The organism is Anaerosoma tenue (assembly GCF_023161965.1).
GTDB lineage: Bacteria > Actinomycetota > Coriobacteriia > Anaerosomatales > Anaerosomataceae > Anaerosoma > Anaerosoma tenue.
This window is the reverse complement of record NZ_JALNTY010000001.1, coordinates 677,735-698,880: the sequence shown is the minus strand read 5'-3', so window position 1 is coordinate 698,880 and position 21,146 is coordinate 677,735. Positions and strand designations below refer to the sequence as shown.

Annotated in this window: 17 protein-coding genes; 16 read left to right on the top strand and 1 reads right to left on the bottom strand. The window is 65.3% G+C overall.

Annotated elements, in window-relative coordinates:
* Positions 1-71 precede the first annotated feature (71 nt).
* From MSB02_RS03475 to MSB02_RS03450, 6 genes are all read left to right on the top strand, one after another.
* Positions 72-3,383 (top strand): AfsR/SARP family transcriptional regulator, encoded by a 3,312-nt coding sequence (locus MSB02_RS03475; RefSeq protein WP_267193810.1) that lies wholly within the window; start codon positions 72-74, stop codon positions 3,381-3,383.
* A 365-nt stretch (positions 3,384-3,748) separates the two neighbouring features.
* A complete protein-coding gene (gene secA / locus MSB02_RS03470; RefSeq protein ID WP_267193809.1) occupies positions 3,749-6,517 on the top strand; it encodes a preprotein translocase subunit SecA in 2,769 nt (922 codons plus the stop codon).
* 66 nt (positions 6,518-6,583) lie between these two features.
* A complete protein-coding gene (gene prfB / locus MSB02_RS03465; protein ID WP_267193808.1) occupies positions 6,584-7,720 on the top strand; it encodes a peptide chain release factor 2 in 1,137 nt (378 codons plus the stop codon).
* A 27-nt stretch (positions 7,721-7,747) separates the two neighbouring features.
* Complete coding sequence (locus MSB02_RS03460) at positions 7,748-8,659, top strand: YitT family protein (RefSeq protein ID WP_267193807.1); 912 nt, start codon at positions 7,748-7,750, stop codon at positions 8,657-8,659.
* Positions 8,656-9,534, top strand: a complete 879-nt coding sequence (locus MSB02_RS03455; RefSeq protein ID WP_267193806.1) for a transketolase — start codon at positions 8,656-8,658, stop codon at positions 9,532-9,534. The genes MSB02_RS03460 and MSB02_RS03455 overlap by 4 nt, the downstream gene beginning before the upstream one ends.
* Positions 9,531-10,472: a transketolase family protein gene (locus tag MSB02_RS03450; RefSeq protein ID WP_267193805.1), complete on the top strand. Its 942-nt coding sequence runs from the start codon at positions 9,531-9,533 to the stop codon at positions 10,470-10,472. Before MSB02_RS03455 ends, MSB02_RS03450 begins: the two co-directional genes overlap by 4 nt.
* Before the next feature lie 18 nt (positions 10,473-10,490).
* Here the strand turns inward: MSB02_RS03450 and MSB02_RS03445 are convergent, their stop codons facing one another.
* On the bottom strand, positions 10,491-11,429 hold the full coding sequence (locus tag MSB02_RS03445) for a LysR family transcriptional regulator (protein ID WP_267193804.1): 939 nt from the start codon (positions 11,427-11,429) through the stop codon (positions 10,491-10,493).
* A gap of 358 nt (positions 11,430-11,787) precedes the next feature.
* On the opposite strand from MSB02_RS03445, the gene MSB02_RS03440 reads away from it, so the two are divergent.
* The 10 genes from MSB02_RS03440 to MSB02_RS03395 all read left to right on the top strand — a co-directional run bounded on the left by MSB02_RS03440 (position 11,788) and on the right by MSB02_RS03395 (position 21,146).
* Entirely contained in the window at positions 11,788-13,227 is a 1,440-nt protein-coding gene (locus MSB02_RS03440) for a non-oxidative hydroxyarylic acid decarboxylases subunit C (RefSeq protein WP_267193803.1), read from the top strand.
* A 70-nt stretch (positions 13,228-13,297) separates the two neighbouring features.
* Entirely contained in the window at positions 13,298-13,498 is a 201-nt protein-coding gene (locus MSB02_RS03435) for a non-oxidative hydroxyarylic acid decarboxylases subunit D (RefSeq protein ID WP_267193802.1), read from the top strand.
* Positions 13,499-13,643: 145 nt separating this feature from the next.
* Complete coding sequence (locus MSB02_RS03430; protein WP_267194117.1) at positions 13,644-15,020, top strand: SLC13 family permease; 1,377 nt, start codon at positions 13,644-13,646, stop codon at positions 15,018-15,020.
* A gap of 24 nt (positions 15,021-15,044) precedes the next feature.
* The gene (locus MSB02_RS03425) at positions 15,045-15,611 is read left to right on the top strand and encodes a UbiX family flavin prenyltransferase (RefSeq protein ID WP_267193801.1); all 567 of its coding nucleotides are present in this window, start codon (positions 15,045-15,047) and stop codon (positions 15,609-15,611) included.
* A complete protein-coding gene (gene lpdD / locus MSB02_RS03420; RefSeq protein ID WP_267193800.1) occupies positions 15,611-16,030 on the top strand; it encodes a prenylated flavin chaperone LpdD in 420 nt (139 codons plus the stop codon). The genes MSB02_RS03425 and lpdD overlap by 1 nt, the downstream gene beginning before the upstream one ends.
* Positions 16,020-17,501, top strand: a complete 1,482-nt coding sequence (locus MSB02_RS03415; RefSeq protein ID WP_267193799.1) for a UbiD family decarboxylase — start codon at positions 16,020-16,022, stop codon at positions 17,499-17,501. The genes lpdD and MSB02_RS03415 overlap by 11 nt, the downstream gene beginning before the upstream one ends.
* A 113-nt stretch (positions 17,502-17,614) precedes the next feature.
* Positions 17,615-18,205, top strand: coding sequence for an isopentenyl-diphosphate Delta-isomerase (gene idi / locus MSB02_RS03410; RefSeq protein ID WP_267193798.1), 591 nt, complete (start codon positions 17,615-17,617; stop codon positions 18,203-18,205).
* Positions 18,206-18,350: 145 nt separating this feature from the next.
* Entirely contained in the window at positions 18,351-19,040 is a 690-nt protein-coding gene (ftsE, locus tag MSB02_RS03405) for a cell division ATP-binding protein FtsE (protein WP_267193797.1), read from the top strand.
* Positions 19,030-19,947, top strand: a complete 918-nt coding sequence (gene ftsX / locus MSB02_RS03400) for a permease-like cell division protein FtsX (protein ID WP_267193796.1) — start codon at positions 19,030-19,032, stop codon at positions 19,945-19,947. The genes ftsE and ftsX overlap by 11 nt, the downstream gene beginning before the upstream one ends.
* An 8-nt stretch (positions 19,948-19,955) precedes the next feature.
* The gene (locus tag MSB02_RS03395; RefSeq protein WP_267193795.1) at positions 19,956-21,146 is read left to right on the top strand and encodes a S41 family peptidase; all 1,191 of its coding nucleotides are present in this window, start codon (positions 19,956-19,958) and stop codon (positions 21,144-21,146) included.

The following is a 21,146-nucleotide window of genomic DNA, read 5'->3' as shown; positions in this document are numbered from 1 at the left end:
CTGTGGGCGTATATAGGCTTACATGATAGTCCTTCAGGGGGTCTCCAGCGCCGGAATCAGGGGGAGCTGCGATGGAGATACTGGGACACGCCGTCCTGCAGGCTGAGCCCATGATGGTACGTAGTCGACTGCTGAGGCTGCTTGAGAGTCAGTGTCCGCCACTTACTCTGGTGTGCGCCGCCGCCGGATACGGCAAGTCGGTACTGGCAGCACAGGTGGCCGTGTCAGGCGCGTACGATGCTGTGATATGGGTCGAACTGCCCGACATCGATGCAAGTGCCACTGAGGTTGTCCAGTACATCGGGGATGCTCTCGATGTACGGACGGCGCCGGAGGTTGGTCCGATATCCGCCTCTGCGTGTGCGGTAGACGACGAGATGTCGGACGTGCTTCTCCTTCTGCGAGAGAAGCTCACGCGATTCGCGGGCAAGCGTGTCCTCTTGCTGATCGATGGGGTCAACGAGCTTCGAAGCATCCACTCGGTGGTAGAGGTTGCATCATACTTGCGCACTCACGTGGGCACATCCGCTCGCACCATCATGAACTGCCGCCGAATCCCACGTGATTCTCGCCTGGACCCACGTCGCGTCTGGCTGATCGAGGAGGACGACCTACGGCTGTCGGCGGACGAGGTGGCGCATCTTCTGTTGCACAGCGGACGTGAGTCGAGAGACGAGGATGACGTCGACGCGCTTCTTGCGTTGTTCGGCGGCCACCCGGCCATGACACATATCATGCTTCGGCACGATTTCCGATGCGGGGATTTCCGACCGCGGGATCTGGTCTGGCAGGTTGAGCACATCGTCGGTCGCTTCGATGAGCACGAAGTGGCTGCACTGTACGTGGCTGCGTTGCTGCGGGAGGGCCTCCTCACCACCTTGCAGCAGTGTGCAGTCGCCTGCGATCTCATCGTGGACTGGAGCGGCTTGTCCCGTGCTATGCCGCTCCTGAGTCTCATGGAAATGCCGATGGGGGCGCTTGGCTTCCGAGCGCACTCGGTGCTCGCGGATGTCGCGCACCGAGTGGCCAAGGACCGCCTAGACGTGGATGACCTATGCGCCCTTCGATCAATCATCTACGAGCGCATGTGGCAGACGAGAGACTACGCGGGGCTCGCGCACGCACTTGAACTGTACGGGAGCGTTGACGAGGTCGCTGCGTGGAGCGAGCAAGCTGGGTTCGCGATGATGCGGCATGTTGGGCATGCAGTCTCGGCGCGCCTGATGTCTCGGCTTCCGATGAGTGTGATCGCGTCGAGTGCGCGCTTGCTTGTCTTGCTTGGGCACCTGAAGCGCGCGCAGGGCATGCCTCACCAGGCTATGGATTGTGGAGCATCTGCCAAGTGTGTGGCCCGAGCCGCCGGAGACGAGGAGAGCCTCGTTGCCGCGGTTCTGCTGACCTCACGACTCCATCTGGACCGAGGACGCATGGGCGATGCCAGAGGCGATCTCGAACGACTGCGCGATCACCCGGCGCTGGGGGCCAATGTTGCTGCCCGATGTCTGTGTGAGGCCTACCTGGCTGTGGCAGAGGCACAGTCCGGACTGCTTGAGGAGGCCCTCGCGCGTACAGACGCAGTGCGACACATGCTTCCCAGCCTCGACCTTGGCTCCGATGAGGCCGTGCTCGCGGCGAACTGTGCGGCTGCCGTCGCCTGTCAGTGTCTTGGGAGTTGGACTTCGGCGGTAGAGTTCTTCGCGCCCATCGCCTGCAGGAGCGACATCTCCGTCGTACAGCGACTGCATCTCAGGACGAACTATGCGACGGCCCTGGCGGAACTCGGGGAAGTGGATACGGCAGAGGAGATCCTCGGGTCGGTCATCAGCGAGGTCGCGAACCTCAAAGGCCTTGAGGCTCTCCATGCCTATGCGCTCGGTACGCTCGCCAACATCATGTTCGTCACTGATCGTACGGAAGATGCCGATGAGGCCCACTCCAATTCCATGGCGATCCTCGAACAGCAGTCGGACGACTTCGGTGTCGCAACATACGGCATCGATGCGGCGCGCTCTTTGCGCGCAATGACGGAGAACCATCGGGCGCTCAGTACTATCGAGAGAAGCCTGATACTCCTTGAGTCGCTTGGCGAGGGCGCCCGCATGACGTACTTGGCGGCTATGATCGAGGCGGCCGCCACGCACCTCGCGCTGGATGAGCCGGCGATCGCAGTGGAGCTCATCCATCAGGTCGAGCCGGAGATTCGGGGCACCGCTGCATCCGGCCACTTGTTCAGGAGCGATCTGGTCATGGCCGAAGTGGAGCGTCGAGAGGGGCGGGTTGCGGACGCGGTCCAGATTCTCACGCCATACACGGAGTACATCAGGAGCGGCTCTCCGAACATGACCCTCGCATTCTACGTCCGCGCGTTTCCGGGCCTCCTGGGGCTCGCGGCGCGTGCCGTCGGCCCGCTGCTGATGTCTGCGAAACTCCTGTGGCTGGTGCCCGTGAGGGTCGCAGAGGCTGCCAGGACATCGGAGATGGGACTGCTGACTGCAGACGAGTGGACCTACATCGCGTCACGATGTCGGCCCGAGGAGTCACCCGAGCGGACGCTGATGGGGCGGTCGATGAGCGCCCCGCCAGACACCAATGTTCCGGTCGCCGCCGCAAGCGATCTTCACGTCAAGCTCTTCGGGCGCCTTGAGGTGACGGGCCCCGGCGGAAGGGTGGAAGAGGAACACTGGTGCAAGAGGAAGTCCCGGCGGCTGTTCTTGATGCTCGTGTGCAGACAAGGATGTGACCTCTCGAGAGACGTGATACTCGAGTACCTCTGGCCGGATATGGATCGCGAGCGCGCGTTACGGAACTTCTACGTGACCTGGAGTGCGCTCAAGACCGCAATCCTCTCTGGTGAGCGGGGAAACGCCTGGCGCCGGTTCCTCGTCTGCACGGGCGGGGTGTGTCGGGTCACCGAGGCCGTCCATTCGGATATCGCAGATTTCGGGCGATGTTCACGTACGATTCGAGAAGCCAACTCATCCGGCAGGCACGCTGACGTAGTCGAGGCTGGCGAGTTACTCGCCGAAGTCTACCGGGGAGACCTACTGCCCGCCGATCTGTATGAGTCGTGGTTCGAGGAGGACAGGGCCAGATTCAAGCGGGAGTTCTGTGACGCCATGCTCGTGGCGGCCGACTCGGCGTATGAGACTGGTCGTTACGATGCCGCCCTGAGCTTCCTCCGTCGCGCATCGGCGACCGATCCCTGGCGCGAGGACGTCTATCAGATGATCATGCGATGCCAGATGACCGCCGGCCAGCGCAGTGGGGCGATCGAAACGTATCACCTGTGCAGGACACGTCTCGTGGATGATCTCGGGATAGACCCTTGCTCGGAAACGACCGAGTTGTTCCAGGCTGTCCTCGCGATGGAGGATGGAGAGTAGCGGTGATCTCCGAAGTATCTCGCGCCCGGAGACTCGCCGTCGCTGTGTTCGGTTCCTGTTGAATTCCTGTTCAACATTGCTGGCTACGATGTGCTTGTGACGGTTCGGCAGGCTGCCTGCGAGGTCACCGCGCACGGCACGCGAGCGGAGCGGTGAGGAGTCGGGAGACCTCCTGAGGGGCACCAGCAACGCGAGCGGATGCGTGCGGGCCTGTGGAACCGCAAGGGGGCCGGAAGCCGACGGGCTTCCGGCCCCTCACACCACCCGCAAGACGTCACGGCGGCGGTGAGGCGCTCCGGCTCCGTGCTACAATCTGCAGGTTCTGGATACTGTACGTTCTCGCCTCCTTAAGGAGCGCTTTCTCGATGGCCAACTTCTTCACCAGACTCCTCACCGCCGGTGAGGGTAAGCAGTTTCGTGAGTACGAGTCGGTGGTAGAGCAGGTCAACGCGTTCGAGCCGTTGATCGAGCCGCTCACCGATGACGCGCTTCGCGCCAAGACCGATGAGTTCCGCTCCCGCCTGGAGGCGGGGGAGGAGCTCGACGACCTCCTGCCCGAGGCGTTCGCCGTGGTGCGCGAGGCGGCCAGGCGCACGCTGGGCATGCGCCACTTCGATGTGCAGATCATCGGCGGCATCGTGCTCCATCGCGGCAACATCGCCGAGATGAAGACCGGTGAAGGCAAAACGCTCGTGGCCACGCTCCCGGTGTACCTCAATGCGCTCGCCGGCAAGGGCGTGCATGTGGTCACCGTGAACGACTACCTGGCCAAGCGCGACAGCGAGTGGATGGGTCAGGTCTACCGCTTCCTTGGCCTCACCGTGGGCATCGTGCAGAGCGGCATGGACCCCGCCGCGCGCAAGCCCGCCTACGCGGCCGACGTCACCTACGGCACCAACACCGAGTTCGGCTTCGACTACCTGCGCGACAACATGGTCACCCGCGCGGAGAATCGCGTGCAGCGCGGCCACCACTACGCCATCGTGGACGAGGTCGACTCGATCCTGATCGACGAGGCGCGCACGCCGCTCATCATCTCGGGCGCGGGCACCCGCTCGGCGGACACCTACAAGAGCTTCGCCAAGATCGCGCCGCGCCTCAAGATCGACGAGGACTTCGAGCTCGACGAGGCCAAGCGCACCGTTGCGCCCACCGAGCAGGGCATCAGCCGCGTGGAGCAGCTCCTCGGCATCGAGGACCTCTACGCCGACCCGTCGGGCCAGATGGTCAACCACCTGCAGCAGGCCCTCAAGGCGCAGTACCTCTTCAACCGCGACGTGGAGTACGTGGTGAAGGACGGCGAGGTGCTCATCGTCGACGAGTTCACCGGCCGCCTCATGGTGGGCCGCCGCTGGAGTGACGGTCTGCACCAGGCGGTGGAGGCCAAGGAACACGTGCATGTGCGCGAGGAGAACCAGACGCTCGCCACCATCACGCTGCAGAACTTCTTCCGCCTCTACGAGAAGCTCGCCGGCATGACCGGTACGGCGGTCACAGAAGACGCCGAGTTCCGCGAGATCTACAACCTGCCCGTGGTGGTGATCCCGCCCAACCGGCCGATGGTGCGTGACGACCGCAACGACCTCATCTACCGCACGATCGACGCCAAGTTCGACGCGGTGGCAGAAGAGATCGCCACGCGCTACGCCGCCGGTCAGCCGTGCCTGGTGGGCACCATCTCCATCGAGAACTCGGAGCGGCTTTCGGGTGCCCTCAAGCGCCGCGGCCTGCCGCACAACGTGCTCAATGCCAAGTTCCACGAGATGGAAGCGCACATCGTGGCGCAGGCCGGCCGCAAGGGCTCCATCACCATCGCCACCAACATGGCCGGCCGTGGTACCGACATCATCCTCGGCGGCAACCCCGAGTTCCTCGCCGACGAGATCCTGCGCAACCGCGGTATCGACCCCGAGGAGGCCACCGACGAGCAGCGCGCCGACGCGCTCGGCGAGGCGAAGCGCGTGTGCGCGGCGGAGCACGAGGAGGTCGTGGCCGCGGGAGGCCTTGCCGTGATCGGCACCGAGCGCCACGACTCCCGCCGCATCGACAACCAGCTGCGCGGGCGTTCCGGCCGCCAGGGCGACCCCGGCGTGTCGCAGTTCTACCTCTCCCTCGAAGACGACCTCATGCGGCTCTTCGGCGGCGGGCGCATGGACCGCATCTCGGCGTTCATGTCCAAGGGTGACATCCCGGAGGACATGCCCATCCAGGCCAAGATGGTCTCAAAGGCCATCGAGAGCGCGCAGCGGCAGGTGGAGGCGCAGAACTTCGCCAGCCGGAAGTACGTGCTCGAGTACGACGACGTGATGAACAAGCAGCGCCAGGTGATCTACGCCGAGCGCAACCAGATACTCGACGGCAAGGACATCCGCGGTCGCGTGGAGGAGATGATCCGCGACACGGTGGCCAGCACGGTGGCCGAGTTCTGCTCCGAGAAGAGCTACTCGGAGGAGTGGGACTGGGACGGTCTGGCCGACGCCCTCAACGAGATCACGGGCGCATCGCTCGTCGACGGCGAGGTGCGCGGGGCCGACACGCCCGCCGAGCTCACCGAGGCGCTGGCGGGCAAGGTGCTCGCGCTCTACCAGGCCAAGGAGGCCGAGATCGGCGAGCAGCAGATGCGGGCGCTCGAGCGCCACGTGATGCTGCGCGTGATCGACGCGCGTTGGATGAACCATCTGCTGGAGATGGACTACCTGCGCGACGGCATCGGCCTGCGCGCCATCGGCCAGCGCGATCCGCTGGTGGAGTACAAGGCCGAGGCGTACGACGCCTTCAAGTTCCTCGTCTCCGAGATCGACCGCGACTTCCTCCGCACCATCACGCACATCCAGGTGACGGTGCAGCCCGCGCCCGAGGCGCCGGAGCTGAGCCGCGTCACGTACACGGCGCCTACCGAGTCCACGATCTTCGGCGGCGCGCGTGCGCAGGCGGCAAGCCAGGCCGCCGCCGGCGGTGGCGCCAGCGAGGCGATGGCGGCTGCCGCCGCGGCGGGGGCCAAGCGCTCCGCGACTCCTGGCGGCGCCACGGTGGTGAAGGACAAGAGCGACCCCTACGCCAACGTTGGCCGCAACGAGCCCTGCCCCTGCGGGAGCGGCAAGAAGTACAAGCACTGCCACGGCGCGAACGCATGACCCGGGCGGCGTAAGCGCCGCTTCCCGGGCCTGTCCGTCCCTACCGAAGAGCAGTGTGAGTACGAGATGATCGAAGACCGCAGCACAGACATCCAGGCGCTCCGCGAGCGCGTCGAGGAGATCGCCGGCTACCTGCACCTCGACGCCAAGCGCGCCGACCTTTCCGCGCTCGAAGAGCGCACCACCGCCCCCGATTTCTGGGACGACCAGTCCGCGGCGCAGCGCATCATGGCGCAGGCGGCGGGACTGCGCGACGAGATCGAGCAGTACGAGTCGATCGCAAGCGCGCTCGACGACCTCGAGGTGGCCAACGAACTCGCCGTCTCCGAGGAGGACGAAGACCTCGCGGCCGAGGCCACCTCGGCCATCCGGGACATCACCAGGCGCACCAAGGAACTCGAGCTCGCGAGCTGGTTCACCGGCGAGTTCGACTCGGGCGATGCCCTGGTGACCATCCTGCCCGGTCAGGGGGGCCTGGAGGCGCAGGACTGGGCCGAGATGCTGATGAAGATGCTCATCAAGTACGCGGGCAACCGCAAGTGGAAGGTCGACGTGCACGACGCGCCGGCCGGGGTGGAGCTCGGCATCGACCGCGCCGTGCTCACCATCAAGGGCCGCAACGCCTACGGGATGCTGGCCTCGGAGAACGGCGTGCACCGGCTCGTGCGTATCAGTCCCACCGACGAGAAGAAGCGCCGCCAGACCACCTTCGCACGGGTGGAGGTGCTGCCCGTGCTGCCCGACGAGATCGAGGTGGAGATCCGCGACGAGGACCTGCGGGTGGACGTGTACCGCTCGAGCGGCCCCGGCGGCCAGAGCGTGAACACCACCGACTCGGCGGTGCGTCTGACGCACATCCCCACCGGGATCGTGGTCACCTGCCAGAACGAGAAGAGCCAGCTCAAGAACAAGGAGACCGCGATGAAGATCCTGCGGTCGCGCCTGTACGAGGTGGAGCAGGAGAAGCGCGCCGCCGAGCTCGACGCCCTCAAAGGGGAGCGGCAGGAGATCTCCTTCGGCAGCCAGATACGCAACTACGTGCTCTACCCGTACCAGATGGTCAAGGACGTGCGCACCGGCATCGAGACGGGCGACGTGGACGGCGTGCTGGGCGGCGACCTCGACGAGTTCGTGGTGGGCTATCATCGGTGGCGCGTGTCCGGCGAGCAGGCCGCGGCCGTGGGCGCCGGTTCCAACGACTGATCCGGCTCCGGGATCGGGGGTGCGGTGATGGTACGACAGGTACTGGCCAAGACGAACGCGGCCACGGTGCTCAAGAACCGCCGTGTGCGCGACTACATCCTGATGACCATCGGTATCCTGATCACCGCATGGGGTCTCAACGCGTTCCTCATCCCCAACAAGCTCGCCGCGGGTGGCGTGTCTGGTCTGGCCACCGTCTTCTACTACCTGTTCCAGGACAGCTTCGGCATCACAGTCCCCGTTGGCGTGCAGATGCTCGCCATGAACTCGGTGCTGCTGATCATCGGCATCAGCCGCAAGGGGTGGCGTTACGGCGCCAAGACGGTCTACGGCATGGTGCTCGTGTCGGTCGCGGTGGACGTGCTCGCGCCCTTCACCCCGCACCTCGCGTCGCACGACCAGCTGCTCGCCGTGCTCTACGGCGGCGCCGTGACCGGCATCGGCATGGGGCTGGTGTTCAAGGCGCGCGGCAACACCGGCGGCACCGACATCGTGGCGCAGCTGCTGGTGGAGAAGGTCAACCTCGGCATCGGCCAGATCATGCTGATCGCCGACGCCGTGGTCACGCTGGTCGCCGCCGTGGTGCTCGGCCCCGACCTGGCGCTCTACGGCGCCGTGGCGGTGTTCGTGATGGGAGCGGTGATCGATCTCGTGCAGGAGGGTCTCGCGGTGGAGAAGGCCGCGTTCATCGTCTGCGACGAGCCGGGGCGGATCGCCGATGCGGTCATGCACCAGCTTGGACGCGGCGCCACGGGGCTGGTCGCCAAGGGTCTGTACTCGGGGGAGTCGCGCGAGATGCTCTTCACGGTGGTCTCGCGCAGGGAGATAGACTCGCTCAAGGCGCTCGTGCATGCTGTTGACCCCAAGGCGTTCGTGGTGATCGCGAACGTGCATGAGGTGCTCGGCGAAGGATTCAAGGAGATGGGAGCCAACCTATGACCGACGCGGCACGTATCGCGGCCATCGAGGCCAAGGCGGCGCGGATGCGCTACGACATCGTGGAGATGATCGCCGAGGCCGGCAGCGGACACCCCGGAGGGTCGCTCTCCGCGGCCGATATCGTGGCCACGCTCTACTTCCACGTGTTGCGTCATGATCCCGCCCGGCCCGACTGGCCGGAGCGCGACCGGTTCGTGCTCTCCAAGGGTCACGCGGCGCCGGTGCTGTACGCGGCGCTCGCCGAGGCCGGATACCTTGGCCGCGACCACCTCAAGACGCTCCGAAAGCTCGGCAGCATGCTCCAGGGCCACCCCGACTGCCAGAAGTGCGCCGGCGTGGAGGTGTCCACCGGCTCGCTCGGCCAGGGTCTGGCCATTGCCAACGGCATGGCGCTCGCGCTTCGCCTGGATGAGAATCCCGCGCGCGTGTTCTGCCTGCTCGGCGACGGCGAGCTCCAGGAAGGGGAGGTGTGGGAAGCGGCGATGTTCGCCCCGCACCACGGCCTCGGCAACGTGACGGCCATCGTGGACCACAACGGCCTGCAGATCGACGGCGCGTGCAGCGAGGTGATGTGCCTGGGCGGCGTGGCCGAGAAGTGGGCCGCCTTCGGCTGGGAGGTCCGCGAGACGAGCGGGCACGACGTCGAGGGGTTGCTCGACGCGCTCACCGAGCCTCCGGCGGATCCCGCCGTGCCGGTGGTCGTGGTTGCGTACACCGTCAAGGGCAAGGGCGTCTCCTTCATGGAGGGCGACGCCGGCTGGCACGGCAAGGCGCCAAGCGCCGAGCAGACCGCGACCGCGCTTGCCGAGCTGGGCGCAGCACTTGAGGCGGCCGGATCGACTTCGGCCTCAGCGACCGAAGGGGGCGCCCGATGAGCGAGAAGCGCGCAACACGCGAGGCGTACGGCGCCACCCTGATCGAGCTCGCCAACGAGGGCCTGCCGGTGGTCGCCGTCGACGCCGACCTTTCCGGATCCACCACCACCGCCAAGTTCGCCTCGGCGTATCCCGACCGGCACTTCAACGTAGGTATCGCCGAGCAGAACATGATCGGCACCGCGGCCGGCCTTGCCGTGGAGGGTAAGATCGCGTTCACGGGAAGCTTCGCCGTGTTCGCCACCGGTCGCGCCTACGATCAGATCCGCAACACGGTGTGCTACTCGGGCCTCGATGTGAAGGTGGCGCCCACGCATGCCGGCATCACCGTGGGTCCCGACGGCGGAAGCCACCAGATGCTCGAGGACATCGCGCTGATGCGGGTGCTCCCGGGCATGCGGGTGCTTGTGCCGGCGGACGTGGTGGCCGCCCGCGAGGCGATCCGCGTGGCCGCGGCCACTCCCGGCCCCTTCTACATCCGTCTGGGACGCGCCGCCGTGCCGGTCATCTACGACGACGACTACACCTTCGAACTCGGACGCGCGCGTGTGTTGCGCTCGGGCGTTCACGTCACCCTCGTGGCGTGCGGCGTGATGGTGGAGCAGGCGCTCACCGCGGCCGAGCAGCTGGAGCTCGATGGCATACATGCCGAGGTGATCGACGCCGCCACGATCAAGCCGCTCGACGCCGCCACGATCACGGCCTCGGCGCTCAGGACCGGAGCTGTGGTCACGTGCGAGGAGCACTCGGTGATCGGCGGGCTCGGCTCGGCTGTGGCCGAGGCGCTCGGTGAGCTGGCGCCGGTGCCGCTCGCACGGGTGGGGGTACGCGACGTGTTCGGCACCTCGGGCGAGCCTGCCGAGCTGATGGAGCACTTCGGACTCACCGCTACCGACATCGCCGCGAGCGCCCGGGAACTGCTCGCGCGGAAGCGGTAGTACGCTCAGCCAGGGTGCTTAGCGCGCCTCGGGCCCTGTGATCTCGTCCGGGCCTACCGGCGTCTCGTACACCTGCGCGAAATACGAGTAGAGGCTCTCCGCCCAGGGGGAGAGCGCGTGGTTGCGCCTGCGCACGAGTCCCACATCCGTGTAGAGCGGCTTCTCCAGGGATACGCACTTCACGAGCGTCTCCGATCGCGGATCGCGAGAGATGCGCCTCGTGAGACCGCGGGGCAGCGCGGTGACCCCCGCGTTCTTGCCCACACCGCCGATGAGCGGCTCGTGCCGCGTGTGGGTGAAGATGATGTTGGGGTAGAAGCCCGCCTCCCGGCACTCCTCGATGAACCGCATCGTCACCGCCGACTGCTGATCGAGCAGCACGAACCGCTCGTCGCGCAGCTGTTCGATCGGTATCGCCGTGCGCCGGGCGAGCCGATGGCGCGCCGAGCAGACGATGCAGATCTCGTCGTGGATGAGGTCGATCCACTCGTATTCGGAGGGGGAGAGCAGGTCGGTGCGCAGGATCGCCAGGTCGAGCCGGTCGAGCTCGAGCCGTCTGATGATCTCGCCCTGGTTGCGTTCCACGAAGTCGATCTGGACGCCCATGTTCTCGATCTGGAAGTCGGCAAGGTCGGCGTGGAGCCCGTAGTCCGACACTAGCGGCAAAGCGCCGATCCGGACATGTCGCTGTGTGGTGCCGCTGTACTGCTCGAGGCGCACGAGCACGTCCTCATAGCGGCGGTACGTTTTGGTGGCGAACTCCAGGAATACCTCGCCGGCCGGCGTGAGCGATGCGCCCTTCGGACCCCGTGTGAACAACTCCACGCCGAGCTCCTCCTCCAACGACTTGATCTGTTTGGAGAGCGAGGACTGCGAGACGTACGCGTTCTCGGCTGCGGTGGAGAACTTGCCCTCACGGGCGACGGCGAGGAAGTACTGGAGTTGCGCTACGTTCATGGTGCCTCCTTTGTGGAAGAGGCGCGGCCTCTTCTGGGGCTGCTGCCCCGGTGCGCGCGGCTTCCCTGCTCCTGCTGCAGAGATGCATCCACGAACAGCATACCCTCCGTTCATCCCCCGGCGGGTACCGTTCGTATTCCGTTCAGGCAAGTTAAGTTGCGCGTTCGCGCACCCTCCCGCTGGTTGCCGCAGGAGTATTCCGCTCCGGAATCCTGGCGTTCCCACTCCGAATTGCGTGCTCCTTGCGCTCGTCCCAACGTGGTCATCGGTGAGACGCAGAGGCCCTGATCAGGCTGGCGCTCATCGGACAACGGAGGCCCGGAAGGGCCGTTCGAGGCGAACGAAGGAAGGAGTTCAGATGGCTAGAGTCTACAAGGACCTCCGAGAGTTCCTGGCGGCTCTCGAGGAGGAGGGCCAGCTTGTCCGCGTGAAGGACGAAGTCATGCCCGAGCCCGATATCGGTGCCGCCGGTCGCGCTGCTTCGCGCATGGCTGACGGGCCCGCGGTGCTCTTCGAGAACATCAACGGCTACAAGGGTTCGGTCGTCACGAACGCGCACGGTTCGTGGGCCAACCACGCGCTCATGATGGGTATGGCCAAGGACACGCCCACCAAGGAGCAGTTCGAGGAGCTCAACCGCCGCTGGGACAAGTTCCCGGTGGCCCCCACGGTGCTTTCGCGTGACGAGGCGCTCTGCAAGGAGAACACCATCACCGAGGATATCAACCTCTTCGAGGTGCTTCCTCTGTACCGCATCAACGAGCAGGACGGCGGCTTCTTCCTCTCCAAGGCGTCGGTCATCTCCTACGACCCCGAGGTGCCGGACGAGTTCGGCAAGCTCAACGTGGGAACCTACCGCATCCAGGTGAAGGACAAGGACCGCGTGGGTATCCAGGCCCTGCCGATGCACGACATCGCCATCCAGCTCGCCAAGGCCGAGCGCAAGAACGAGCCGCTGCCGATCGCGATCACGCTGGGCAACAACCCGCTCGTGACGTTCATGGCTTCCACCCCGGTGGGCTACAGCCAGAACGAGTACGAGTTCGTCGGCGCGCTGCAGGACGGCGTTCCCACGGAGATCGTCGCCGCGGACACCGACCCCAACCTGCTCGTGCCGGCTCACTCCGAGGTCGTCCTCGAGGGTTACATCATCCCGCGCACGCGCGTGGTGGAGGGTCCCTTCGGCGAGTTCCCGGGTTCATACTCCGGCTCCCGCCTGCAGTGCGAGGTGCAGATCACGCGCATCACGCATCGCAACGACCCGATCTTCGAGAACCTCTACCTTGGCATGCCCTGGACCGAGATCGACTACCTCATGGCGCTCAACACCAGCGTGCCGCTGTACAAGCAGCTGAAGACCGACTTCCCCGAGGTGGAGGCCGTCAACGCCATGTACACGCACGGCATCGGTACCATCGTGTCGATCAAGCCTCGCTACGGTGGTCACGCCAAGGGTGCGGCGATGCGCCTGCTCTCCACTCCGCATGGCATGCCGTACACGAAGATCCTCATCATGGTCGACGACTTCGTAGACCCGTTCAACCTCGAGCAGGTCATGTGGGCGCTCACCACACGCGTGCTGCCGAGCAAGGACGTCACGATGATCGAGAACGCGGCGGGTATGCCGCTCGATCCGTCGAGCTACCCGGCCGGTATGACCACCAAGCTCATCATCGACGCCACCACCCCGGTCGCTCCCGAGCCCAACCCGCGTCCGGTGGAGCTTCTCAAGGACCCTGCGGGCACCGAGAAGTGGAACGGCATCATCCGCGACATGCTGAAGCAGATGGAAGCCTAAGTGGCCTGTCCCTCTGTATGCCGACGCATACAGGACCGTGCACCAGAGACACGCTTGAAGGAGGTACTTCATGGAATGCCCACGCTGCGGTAGCGCCGCTCGTGTGATGGTCAAGTCGCCCGTTGGCGACGTCTGGGAAGTCTACGTGTGCGAGACCTGCTGGTACTCGTGGCGCTCGACGGAGACCCCGCAGATCATCGACAAGTTCAAGCTCGACCCGGCGAAGATCGGTGAGCTGGGCGTGATCCCGGCCATCCCGCCGCTCGACTAGCCCCCCTGCTAGCCGGTCCGGGGCCCACCCCCTTACCGCCCCGGACCGGCCATCCCTGCCACACCCGTCGTCCGGGGCGGCGCCGACGCGCCGTGCCGGATCCGATCCGATCGAAGGAGGGAACGTGGAACAAGCAAAGAGCTCAATCACCAAGCGTGAGATCGGCCTCCTGCTGGGCGTGATCGTGGGCGCCGTCGTGTGGCTGCTGCCGCTTCAGGGCATCTCCCCTGAGGGGCAGAAGTGCCTGGCGCTCTCGCTCATGACGGTCGTGTTCTGGGCTTTCCAGATCACACAGCCGGGCTACACCTCCGCACTGTATCTCGCTCTGCTTGTGGTTCTCGGCGTTGCCGGGCCCGACGTGGTCTTCAAGTCGTGGACCGGCACCACCATGTGGCTCGTGGTCGGCGCCTACCTGATAGCGACCGCAGTGAAGACATCAGGGCTTGGCGAACGCATCGCGTACCACTATCTGCTCCGGTTCGTGAGCGGCTACAAGAGCATCATCATCGGCATCTTCATCCTCACGTTCGTGCTGAGCATCCTGATCCCGCACCCCTGGCCTCGCGCGCTGTTGATCATGTCGGTCATGGCCGTGATCATCCAGACCTCGAACATCCCCAAAGAGGATGGCATCAAGATCGGCTTCACGGTCTTTGCGGCGTCGGTGCCGGTCTCGCTCATCTTCCTTACCGGTGACGCGGTCATCAACCCGCTGGCGGTCGAAGCCTCCGGCGGCGAGATGGGCTTCACCAGCTGGCTCATCAACATGGGTCCCCCAGCGCTGATCGCCAGCATCCTCACCTGCCTGCTCATCCTCGTGTTGTTCAAGCCCACCAAAGAGGTCGAATGCAACAAGGATGAGATCAAGCAGAAGCTCGACGCGATGGGCCCGATGACCGCGATCGAGAAGCGCACCCTGTTCTGGATCGTCATAGCCATCGTGCTGTGGATGACCGACACGCTCCATGGCATCAACATCGGCTGGATCACCCTGGCGATCCCGATGCTCATGTCCATGCCTATCATCGGCAAGGTGCTCACGCCCAAGGACTGGTCGGCAGTGCCGATGCAGACGCTGGCATTCCTGACCGCGGCCATCGCGATCGGTGTGGTCGGTGGCGCCACGGGCATGAACGCGTGGATCGCGGACACCCTGCTGCCGTCCACCGCGCCCTCGAACCTCTTCCTGCTTGCAGGTGTGATCACGCTCATCGTGATCGGTATCCACATGGTGCTGGGAAGCGTCATCGCAGTGATGGGCGTAGCGGTACCGGCGATCATCGCCTTCACCGCGCCGATGGGGATCGACCCCCTCGTGCCCACGCTCATCGCGTACATGGCGATCGCCGGGCACTACGTACTGCCGTTCCATCACCTGAACGTCCTGGTGGGTGCGGCCGAAGACACCGGTGGCTACACGCAGAAGGAGAGCATCCGTCTCGGCGTGCCGCTCATCGCCGTCATGTTCATCACGACGGTCGGCGTCATGGTGCCCTGGTTCAGCATCACCGGGCTTCTGTAACAACGAGACCATCAGGAGACGATCATGCGGATCATCGTTGGCATATCCGGAGCGACCGGCGTGGTGATGGGCTACTACCTCGTGTCAGCGCTCAAGCAGCATCCTGACGTGGAGGTGCACCTCGTCGTCACAGAGGGCGCCCAGAAGACCTGGGAGCTGGAGTGCGACATCCCGCTCGTCGAGCTTGCGGCGCTGGCCGACGTCTATCACAGCGACAAGAACCTCGCTGCGTCGATCTCGAGCGGTTCGTTCGTGACCGACGGCATGATCGTGATCCCGTGCTCGATGAAGACGCTGGCAGGTATCACCGCGGGTTACGCGGCCAACCTGCTCGTGAGGTCTGTGGACGTATGCCTGAAGGAGGGCCGGCGCGTGGTGCTGGTGCCCCGGGAGATGCCGCTCGGCAAGATCCACCTGCGGAACCTGCATGAGGCAGGCGATCTCGGGTGCACCATCATCCCGCCGGTCCTCACCTTCTACAACGGCGCACAGACCATGGAAGACCAGATCAACCACATCATCGGCAAGGTACTACGGCAGTTCGGCCTCGAGCACGACCGCTTCGTGTCGTGGAAGGGCGCCGAGGTCTGATGAGGACGTTCAGCGCCTCAGAGGGAGAGCGTCGGTTGCGGGTGGACGGACTCGCCGTCTCATGCGGTCCGGACGTCTCCGTGTGCTTCGGGGGAGGCGAGGCGCCGCATATCGGCGCCGTCGCCCTCGGCATCCCTCGTCCGAGCCTCATGGATCCGGATGCCCCGTCGGCATCGGCGAGCGTGTTGTGCGTGACCGGACACAAGGAGGACGAGCTGGCCCGGGCCGCAGCGCTCGAGTTGGCCACGGCGCTCCAGTGCCGGGTAAGCGTCAGCATCGGCCTGCACGTGGACGACGCGGGCACCGCCGACATCCGCGAGCTCACCGCCAACTACCGCGCGACGCTTGGACGGATCATCGAACTGCTGTGCGAAGAACGCGACTGCACGGACGAGAGGAAGATGACGAATGGCGGATGACTACCCGGATCTACGCTCGATGCTGGAGCTCCTGGAGCAGCATCAGGGGCAGTTGCTCGAAACGGACGTGGAGGTCGACCCGGACGCCGAGCTGTCGGGAGTGTACCGGCACGTCGGCGCCTGGGGCACCGTGATGCGGCCCACGCAGGTGGGTCCCGCGATGGTGTTCAACAACGTCAAAGGACACCCCGATGCGCGCGTGCTCATCGGCCTGCTGGCCAGCCGTGAGCGCGTCGGGCTCATGCTCGATACCGATCCCAAGCGTCTTGGCTACCTGCTGAAGGACGCGGTCGCGGCGCCGATCGATCCGGTAACGGTCCCTCAGTCGGAGGCCGTGTGCCAGGAGGTCGTGCATCGGGCCGAGGACCCCGGCTTCGACATCCGTAAGCTGATCCCGGCTCCCACCAACACACCAGAGGATGCCGGTCCCTATGTGACGATGGGCATGTGCTACGCCTCGGACCCCGAGACCGATGAGTCCGACGTGACCATCCACCGGCTGTGCCTGCAGAGCGCGGACGAGATCTCGATGTACTTCGTCCCCGGCGCGCGGCACCTCACCGTGTTTCGCGAGAAGGCCGAGGCCGCCGGTAAGCCGCTTCCGATCTCGATCAGCATCGGCGTCGATCCCGCTATCGAGATCGCGGCCTGCTTCGAGCCGCCCACCACGCCGCTTGGCTTCAACGAGCTCAGCATCGCCGGAGCGATCCGCGGCGCCGCCGTTCCGATGGTGGACTGCATCACCATCGGCGAGAAGGCGATCGCCAACGCCGAGTACGTGATCGAGGGCGAACTGGTGCCGAACGTGCGCGTCCGCGAGGACCAGAACACCGACACCGGCAAGGCGATGCCCGAGTTCCCCGGCTACACCGGCAGGGCGAACCCCGAGCTCCCCATCATCAAGGTCAAGGCCGTCACACACCGCAAGAACCCCATCATGCAGACGGTGATCGGCCCGAGCGAGGAGCACGTGAGCATGGCCGGCATCCCAACCGAGGCCAGCATCATCCAGATGGTGGACCGCGCGATGCCCGGCCGGCTGCAGAACGTGTACTCGCACTCGGCAGGAGGCGGCAAGTACATGGCCGTCATGCAGTTCAAGAAGAGCATCCCGAGCGACGAGGGCCGGCAGCGCCAGGCGGCGTTGCTCGCGTTCTCGGCGTTCTCCGAGCTGAAGCACGTGATCCTCGTGGACGAGGACGTGGATCCGTTCGACAGCAACGACGTGCTCTGGGCGATGAACACCCGTTTCCAGGGCGACATCGACACGATCATGATTCCCGGGGTGCGCTGCCATCCTCTCGACCCCTCGCAGGGTCCTGAGTACAACGCCGCGCTTCGCGATCGCGGCATCTCGTGCAAGGTCATCTTCGACTGCACTGTGCCGTTCGAGCTGAAGGACCGCTTCAAGCGGTCTGCCTTCCTCGAGGTGGATCCCGCCAAGTGGGCCCCCTCGCTCTTCGGGGGCTGATGACAGACGTGTGTGGCGCCCCTTCTGGCGGACAGCCGGGAGGGGCGTTACGCTTCCTGCAGGGTTGCGGCAGGATCCTGTGGCGACCCAGCTAGTGAACGGAGAGGCGTTCCATGGACAGCAACACACCCGCGGGCAGGGTGACCGCAAGCACGGCCGCCTGGCACGATGACGAGCCCGTCATCGCGGTGGATGAGCATGACAACGAACTCGGCGAAGTGTCCAGAACGGACGCGCATGACGGCGAGGGCATCCTGCACCGCGCGTTCATGACGCTGCTGGTCGATGCCGAGGGTCGCCTGCTGCTCGCCCGTCGGAGCCCGTTCAAGCGCTTGTGGGCGCTGGCGTGGGCGGACAGCTGCGCGGGGCACCCGCGCCCCGGTGAGAGCGTGATCGACGCCGCCCGCCGGAGGGTGGGGGAGGAACTCGGCTGCACGTGCGAGCTGCGGAGCATCGGCTCCTTTGCGTATCACGCGCAGCTGCCGGGAGCCGGCAGCGAAAGGGAGCTCTGCCACGTGCTGGTGGGCCGGGCGACGGGTCCGCTGGACCCGGATCCAGCCGAGGTGGCCGAGGTGGGCGCGTTCCGTCTCGCGGACCTCGATATCGAGATGCGTGACCGGCCCGACGACTATGCGCCCTGGCTGGTGGCATGTCTGAGGGAGTTCCCCCTGTGCGCCCTTGCCGCGATGGAGGAGTTCGAATAGTCTGCATGCATCCGGCGTGTCCTCCTTCGCGACCGTTCCGTGGAGAAGTTGTTCATTCGGTGACGGACGGGTCTCGTGAAAGAATGAACGGTGCGCCTTCTGCTAGACTATCGCGGGAATCGTCGCACAGACTGGGAGTACCCCTATGATCTCGATGCGGAACGTCAGCAAGATCTACGTTCCGAACAAACCCCCCGCGCTCGATGGCTGCAACGTCGAGATCGAGCAGGGTGAGTTCGTATTCCTCGTTGGGCATTCAGGCTCGGGTAAGTCCACCTTCATCCGCCTGCTCCTTCGCGAGCTGCTCCCCACACGCGGACAGATCGTGGTGGCGGGCCAGGACCTCGTGAAGATGAAGAACTGGAAGGTCCCGTACCTTCGCCGCAACATCGGCTGCGTCTTCCAGGACTTCAAGCTCCTGCCCAACAAGACCACCTATGAGAACATCGCGTTCGCTCTCGAGGTGATCGGACGCTCGAAGCACGTGATACGTACGCAGGTCCCCGAGGTCCTCAGGCTCGTGGGGCTCGACGAGAAGATGGAAAGCTACCCCGATGAGCTTTCCGGTGGTGAGCAGCAGCGGGTCTCCATCGCTCGCGCCTTCGTGAACCGGCCGCCGCTCCTCCTGGCCGATGAGCCCACCGGTAACCTCGACCCCGCCACGTCGCTCGGCATCATGAGCCTGCTGAACCGCATCAACAAGACCGGCACCACGGTGCTGGTGGCCACGCACGACCGCGAGATGGTCGACTCCATGCGGAAGCGCGTCATCGCGCTCGAGGGTGGCAAGGTCGTCCGTGACCAGGACCGAGGTGTCTACGGCTATGGCGATTAACGTCGGGTACTTCGTAAAGGAGTCGTTCGTCAGCTTCAAGCGCAACTGGGTGATGAGCCTGGGCGCGATCATCACGATCTACCTCTCATTGCTGCTCGTAGGCGTCTCGCTCGGCTCGGGCATGCTGCTCGACCAGGTGGTCCAGTCGGTGGAGGACAAGGTCTCGATCCGTATCTTCCTCAAGGACGGCGCGCCCGCCGAGGAGGTGGACGCGCTCCAGCAGCAGCTTCTGACCAACGACATGGTCGATACCGTGGTCTATACGTCCAAGGAGCAGGCGCTCGAGGACTTCAAGGAGTCGATGGTCCAGGACAGCCCCGAGATCATCGACCAGCTCGAGGGCAACCCGCTTCCGGCCTCTCTCGACGTGGAGCTCAAGGATCCGCGCAACGTCCAGGCGGTGGTCGACAGCATCAAGGCGAGCGAGACGTTCACGACCGTCGCGGACCGCCCCGATGACCCTGAGAAGTCGCTCAAGTACGGACAGCAGATCGTCAACCAGCTGTTCACGGTCACCCGCATCATCCGCACGTTGAGCATCGTCTTCGTGGTCATGCTCGCCGTGATCAGCCTCATCTTCATCAATAACGCGATCCGTCTGGCGATCTACGCCCGGCGCAAGGAGATCGCGATCATGCGCCTTGTAGGCGCATCCAACTGGTTCATCCGTACGCCGTTCCTGATGGAAGGCGTGATCCAGAGCCTTATCGGCGCTCTGCTCGCGATCGGCACGCTCAGTCTCGTGTACTTCTACGTGCTGCCGAGCCTGAGCGAGATGCTCGCGTTCCTGCCGATCTCGCTCTCCACAGCCGATGCGCTGCAGGTCTCGCTGGCGCTCGTCGCGGCAGGTATCGTGATGGGTCTCGTCGGCGCCATGCTCGCGCTGAGGCGCTATCTGAAGGTCTAGGTATCCGTATGGAGAAGGTCCTCAAGGTCACGGCCGCCGTCACGGTCGTGGCGATACTCCTTGTTGCGGCGTTCGCCGGCGGCGTGTTCTTCGACCGCACGCTCGCTGACGCGATCGATGGCGATCGTCGCGGCTCGCTTACCGACACTGAGGTCGACGACGCGGTGGCCGAGGTGGCCGACATCATCGAGAGCCTGGCGCTGGAGCCGTCCTCGGAAGAGTCGATGACGATCGGCGCCATCAGCGGCATGCTCGAGTCGCTCGAAGACTCGCACGCCGTCTACTTCACCGCCGAGCAGTACGAGTACTTCAACGAGCAGAACATGGGGACGTTCTACGGCATCGGCATCACGATCTCCAACGACGGCGACGACCTCGTGGTCAACTCGGTCATCGAGGGCACGCCCGCCGCCAGGGCGGGACTCCAGCCCGGCGACCTCATCGTGGAGATCGACGGGGAAGCGCGGTCTCGCTGGGACGTGGATGAGGCGGTCCTGCGCATCCGCGGCGAAGAGGGGACCACCGTGGTGCTCGGCATCCGTCGCGACGGGGCCGAGGAGCTGATCGACTACACGATCGAGCGCGCCAAGATCGACGTGCCCAACGTCGAGAGCGAGATGCTCGAGGGCGACATCGGCTACGTGAGCCTCGTGAGCTTCACTCAGGTGGCGGCGACGGACGTGCGCTCGGCCATCCAGGAGCTCGAAGCGGACGGCGCACGCGGCTTCGTGCTCGACCTGCGCAACAACCCGGGCGGTCTGCTCTCGGCGTCGGTGGATGTGAGCTCGCTGTTCATCACCGACGGCGTGATCGTGACCGTGGAGGACCGAACGCGTCAGGTGGAGAAGCATCGTGCGAGCGGCGAGACGGTCACCGATGCGCCGCTGGTGGTGCTCGTCAACGGCAACTCGGCATCAGCCAGTGAGATCGTCGCCGGGGCGCTCCAAGACTACGGGCGCGCGACGCTGGTAGGGGAGCAGACCTTCGGCAAGGGAAGCGTGCAGCAGATCGAAGAGCTCTCCTTCGGCGGGGCCGTGAAGCTCACCATCGCGCACTATCTCACGCCCGACGGGCGCGCCATCGACAAGATCGGGCTGACCCCCGACATCGTGGTGGAGATGGAACACGGTCTCATCACCGATCGCGAGACTGACGTGCAGCTCCAGAAGGCGCTGGAGATCCTGCGGGGCGAACTGTAG

Coding starts and splice junctions, on each gene's coding strand:
- MSB02_RS03475 (WP_267193810.1), top strand. CDS start 72: ATGGAGATACTGGGACACGCCGTCCTGCAGGCTGAGCCCATGATGGTA.
- secA (WP_267193809.1), top strand. CDS start 3,749: ATGGCCAACTTCTTCACCAGACTCCTCACCGCCGGTGAGGGTAAGCAG.
- prfB (WP_267193808.1), top strand. CDS start 6,584: ATGATCGAAGACCGCAGCACAGACATCCAGGCGCTCCGCGAGCGCGTC.
- MSB02_RS03460 (WP_267193807.1), top strand. CDS start 7,748: ATGGTACGACAGGTACTGGCCAAGACGAACGCGGCCACGGTGCTCAAG.
- MSB02_RS03455 (WP_267193806.1), top strand. CDS start 8,656: ATGACCGACGCGGCACGTATCGCGGCCATCGAGGCCAAGGCGGCGCGG.
- MSB02_RS03450 (WP_267193805.1), top strand. CDS start 9,531: ATGAGCGAGAAGCGCGCAACACGCGAGGCGTACGGCGCCACCCTGATC.
- MSB02_RS03445 (WP_267193804.1), bottom strand. CDS start 11,429: ATGAACGTAGCGCAACTCCAGTACTTCCTCGCCGTCGCCCGTGAGGGC.
- MSB02_RS03440 (WP_267193803.1), top strand. CDS start 11,788: ATGGCTAGAGTCTACAAGGACCTCCGAGAGTTCCTGGCGGCTCTCGAG.
- MSB02_RS03435 (WP_267193802.1), top strand. CDS start 13,298: ATGGAATGCCCACGCTGCGGTAGCGCCGCTCGTGTGATGGTCAAGTCG.
- MSB02_RS03425 (WP_267193801.1), top strand. CDS start 15,045: ATGCGGATCATCGTTGGCATATCCGGAGCGACCGGCGTGGTGATGGGC.
- lpdD (WP_267193800.1), top strand. CDS start 15,611: ATGAGGACGTTCAGCGCCTCAGAGGGAGAGCGTCGGTTGCGGGTGGAC.
- MSB02_RS03415 (WP_267193799.1), top strand. CDS start 16,020: ATGGCGGATGACTACCCGGATCTACGCTCGATGCTGGAGCTCCTGGAG.
- idi (WP_267193798.1), top strand. CDS start 17,615: ATGGACAGCAACACACCCGCGGGCAGGGTGACCGCAAGCACGGCCGCC.
- ftsE (WP_267193797.1), top strand. CDS start 18,351: ATGATCTCGATGCGGAACGTCAGCAAGATCTACGTTCCGAACAAACCC.
- ftsX (WP_267193796.1), top strand. CDS start 19,030: ATGGCGATTAACGTCGGGTACTTCGTAAAGGAGTCGTTCGTCAGCTTC.
- MSB02_RS03395 (WP_267193795.1), top strand. CDS start 19,956: ATGGAGAAGGTCCTCAAGGTCACGGCCGCCGTCACGGTCGTGGCGATA.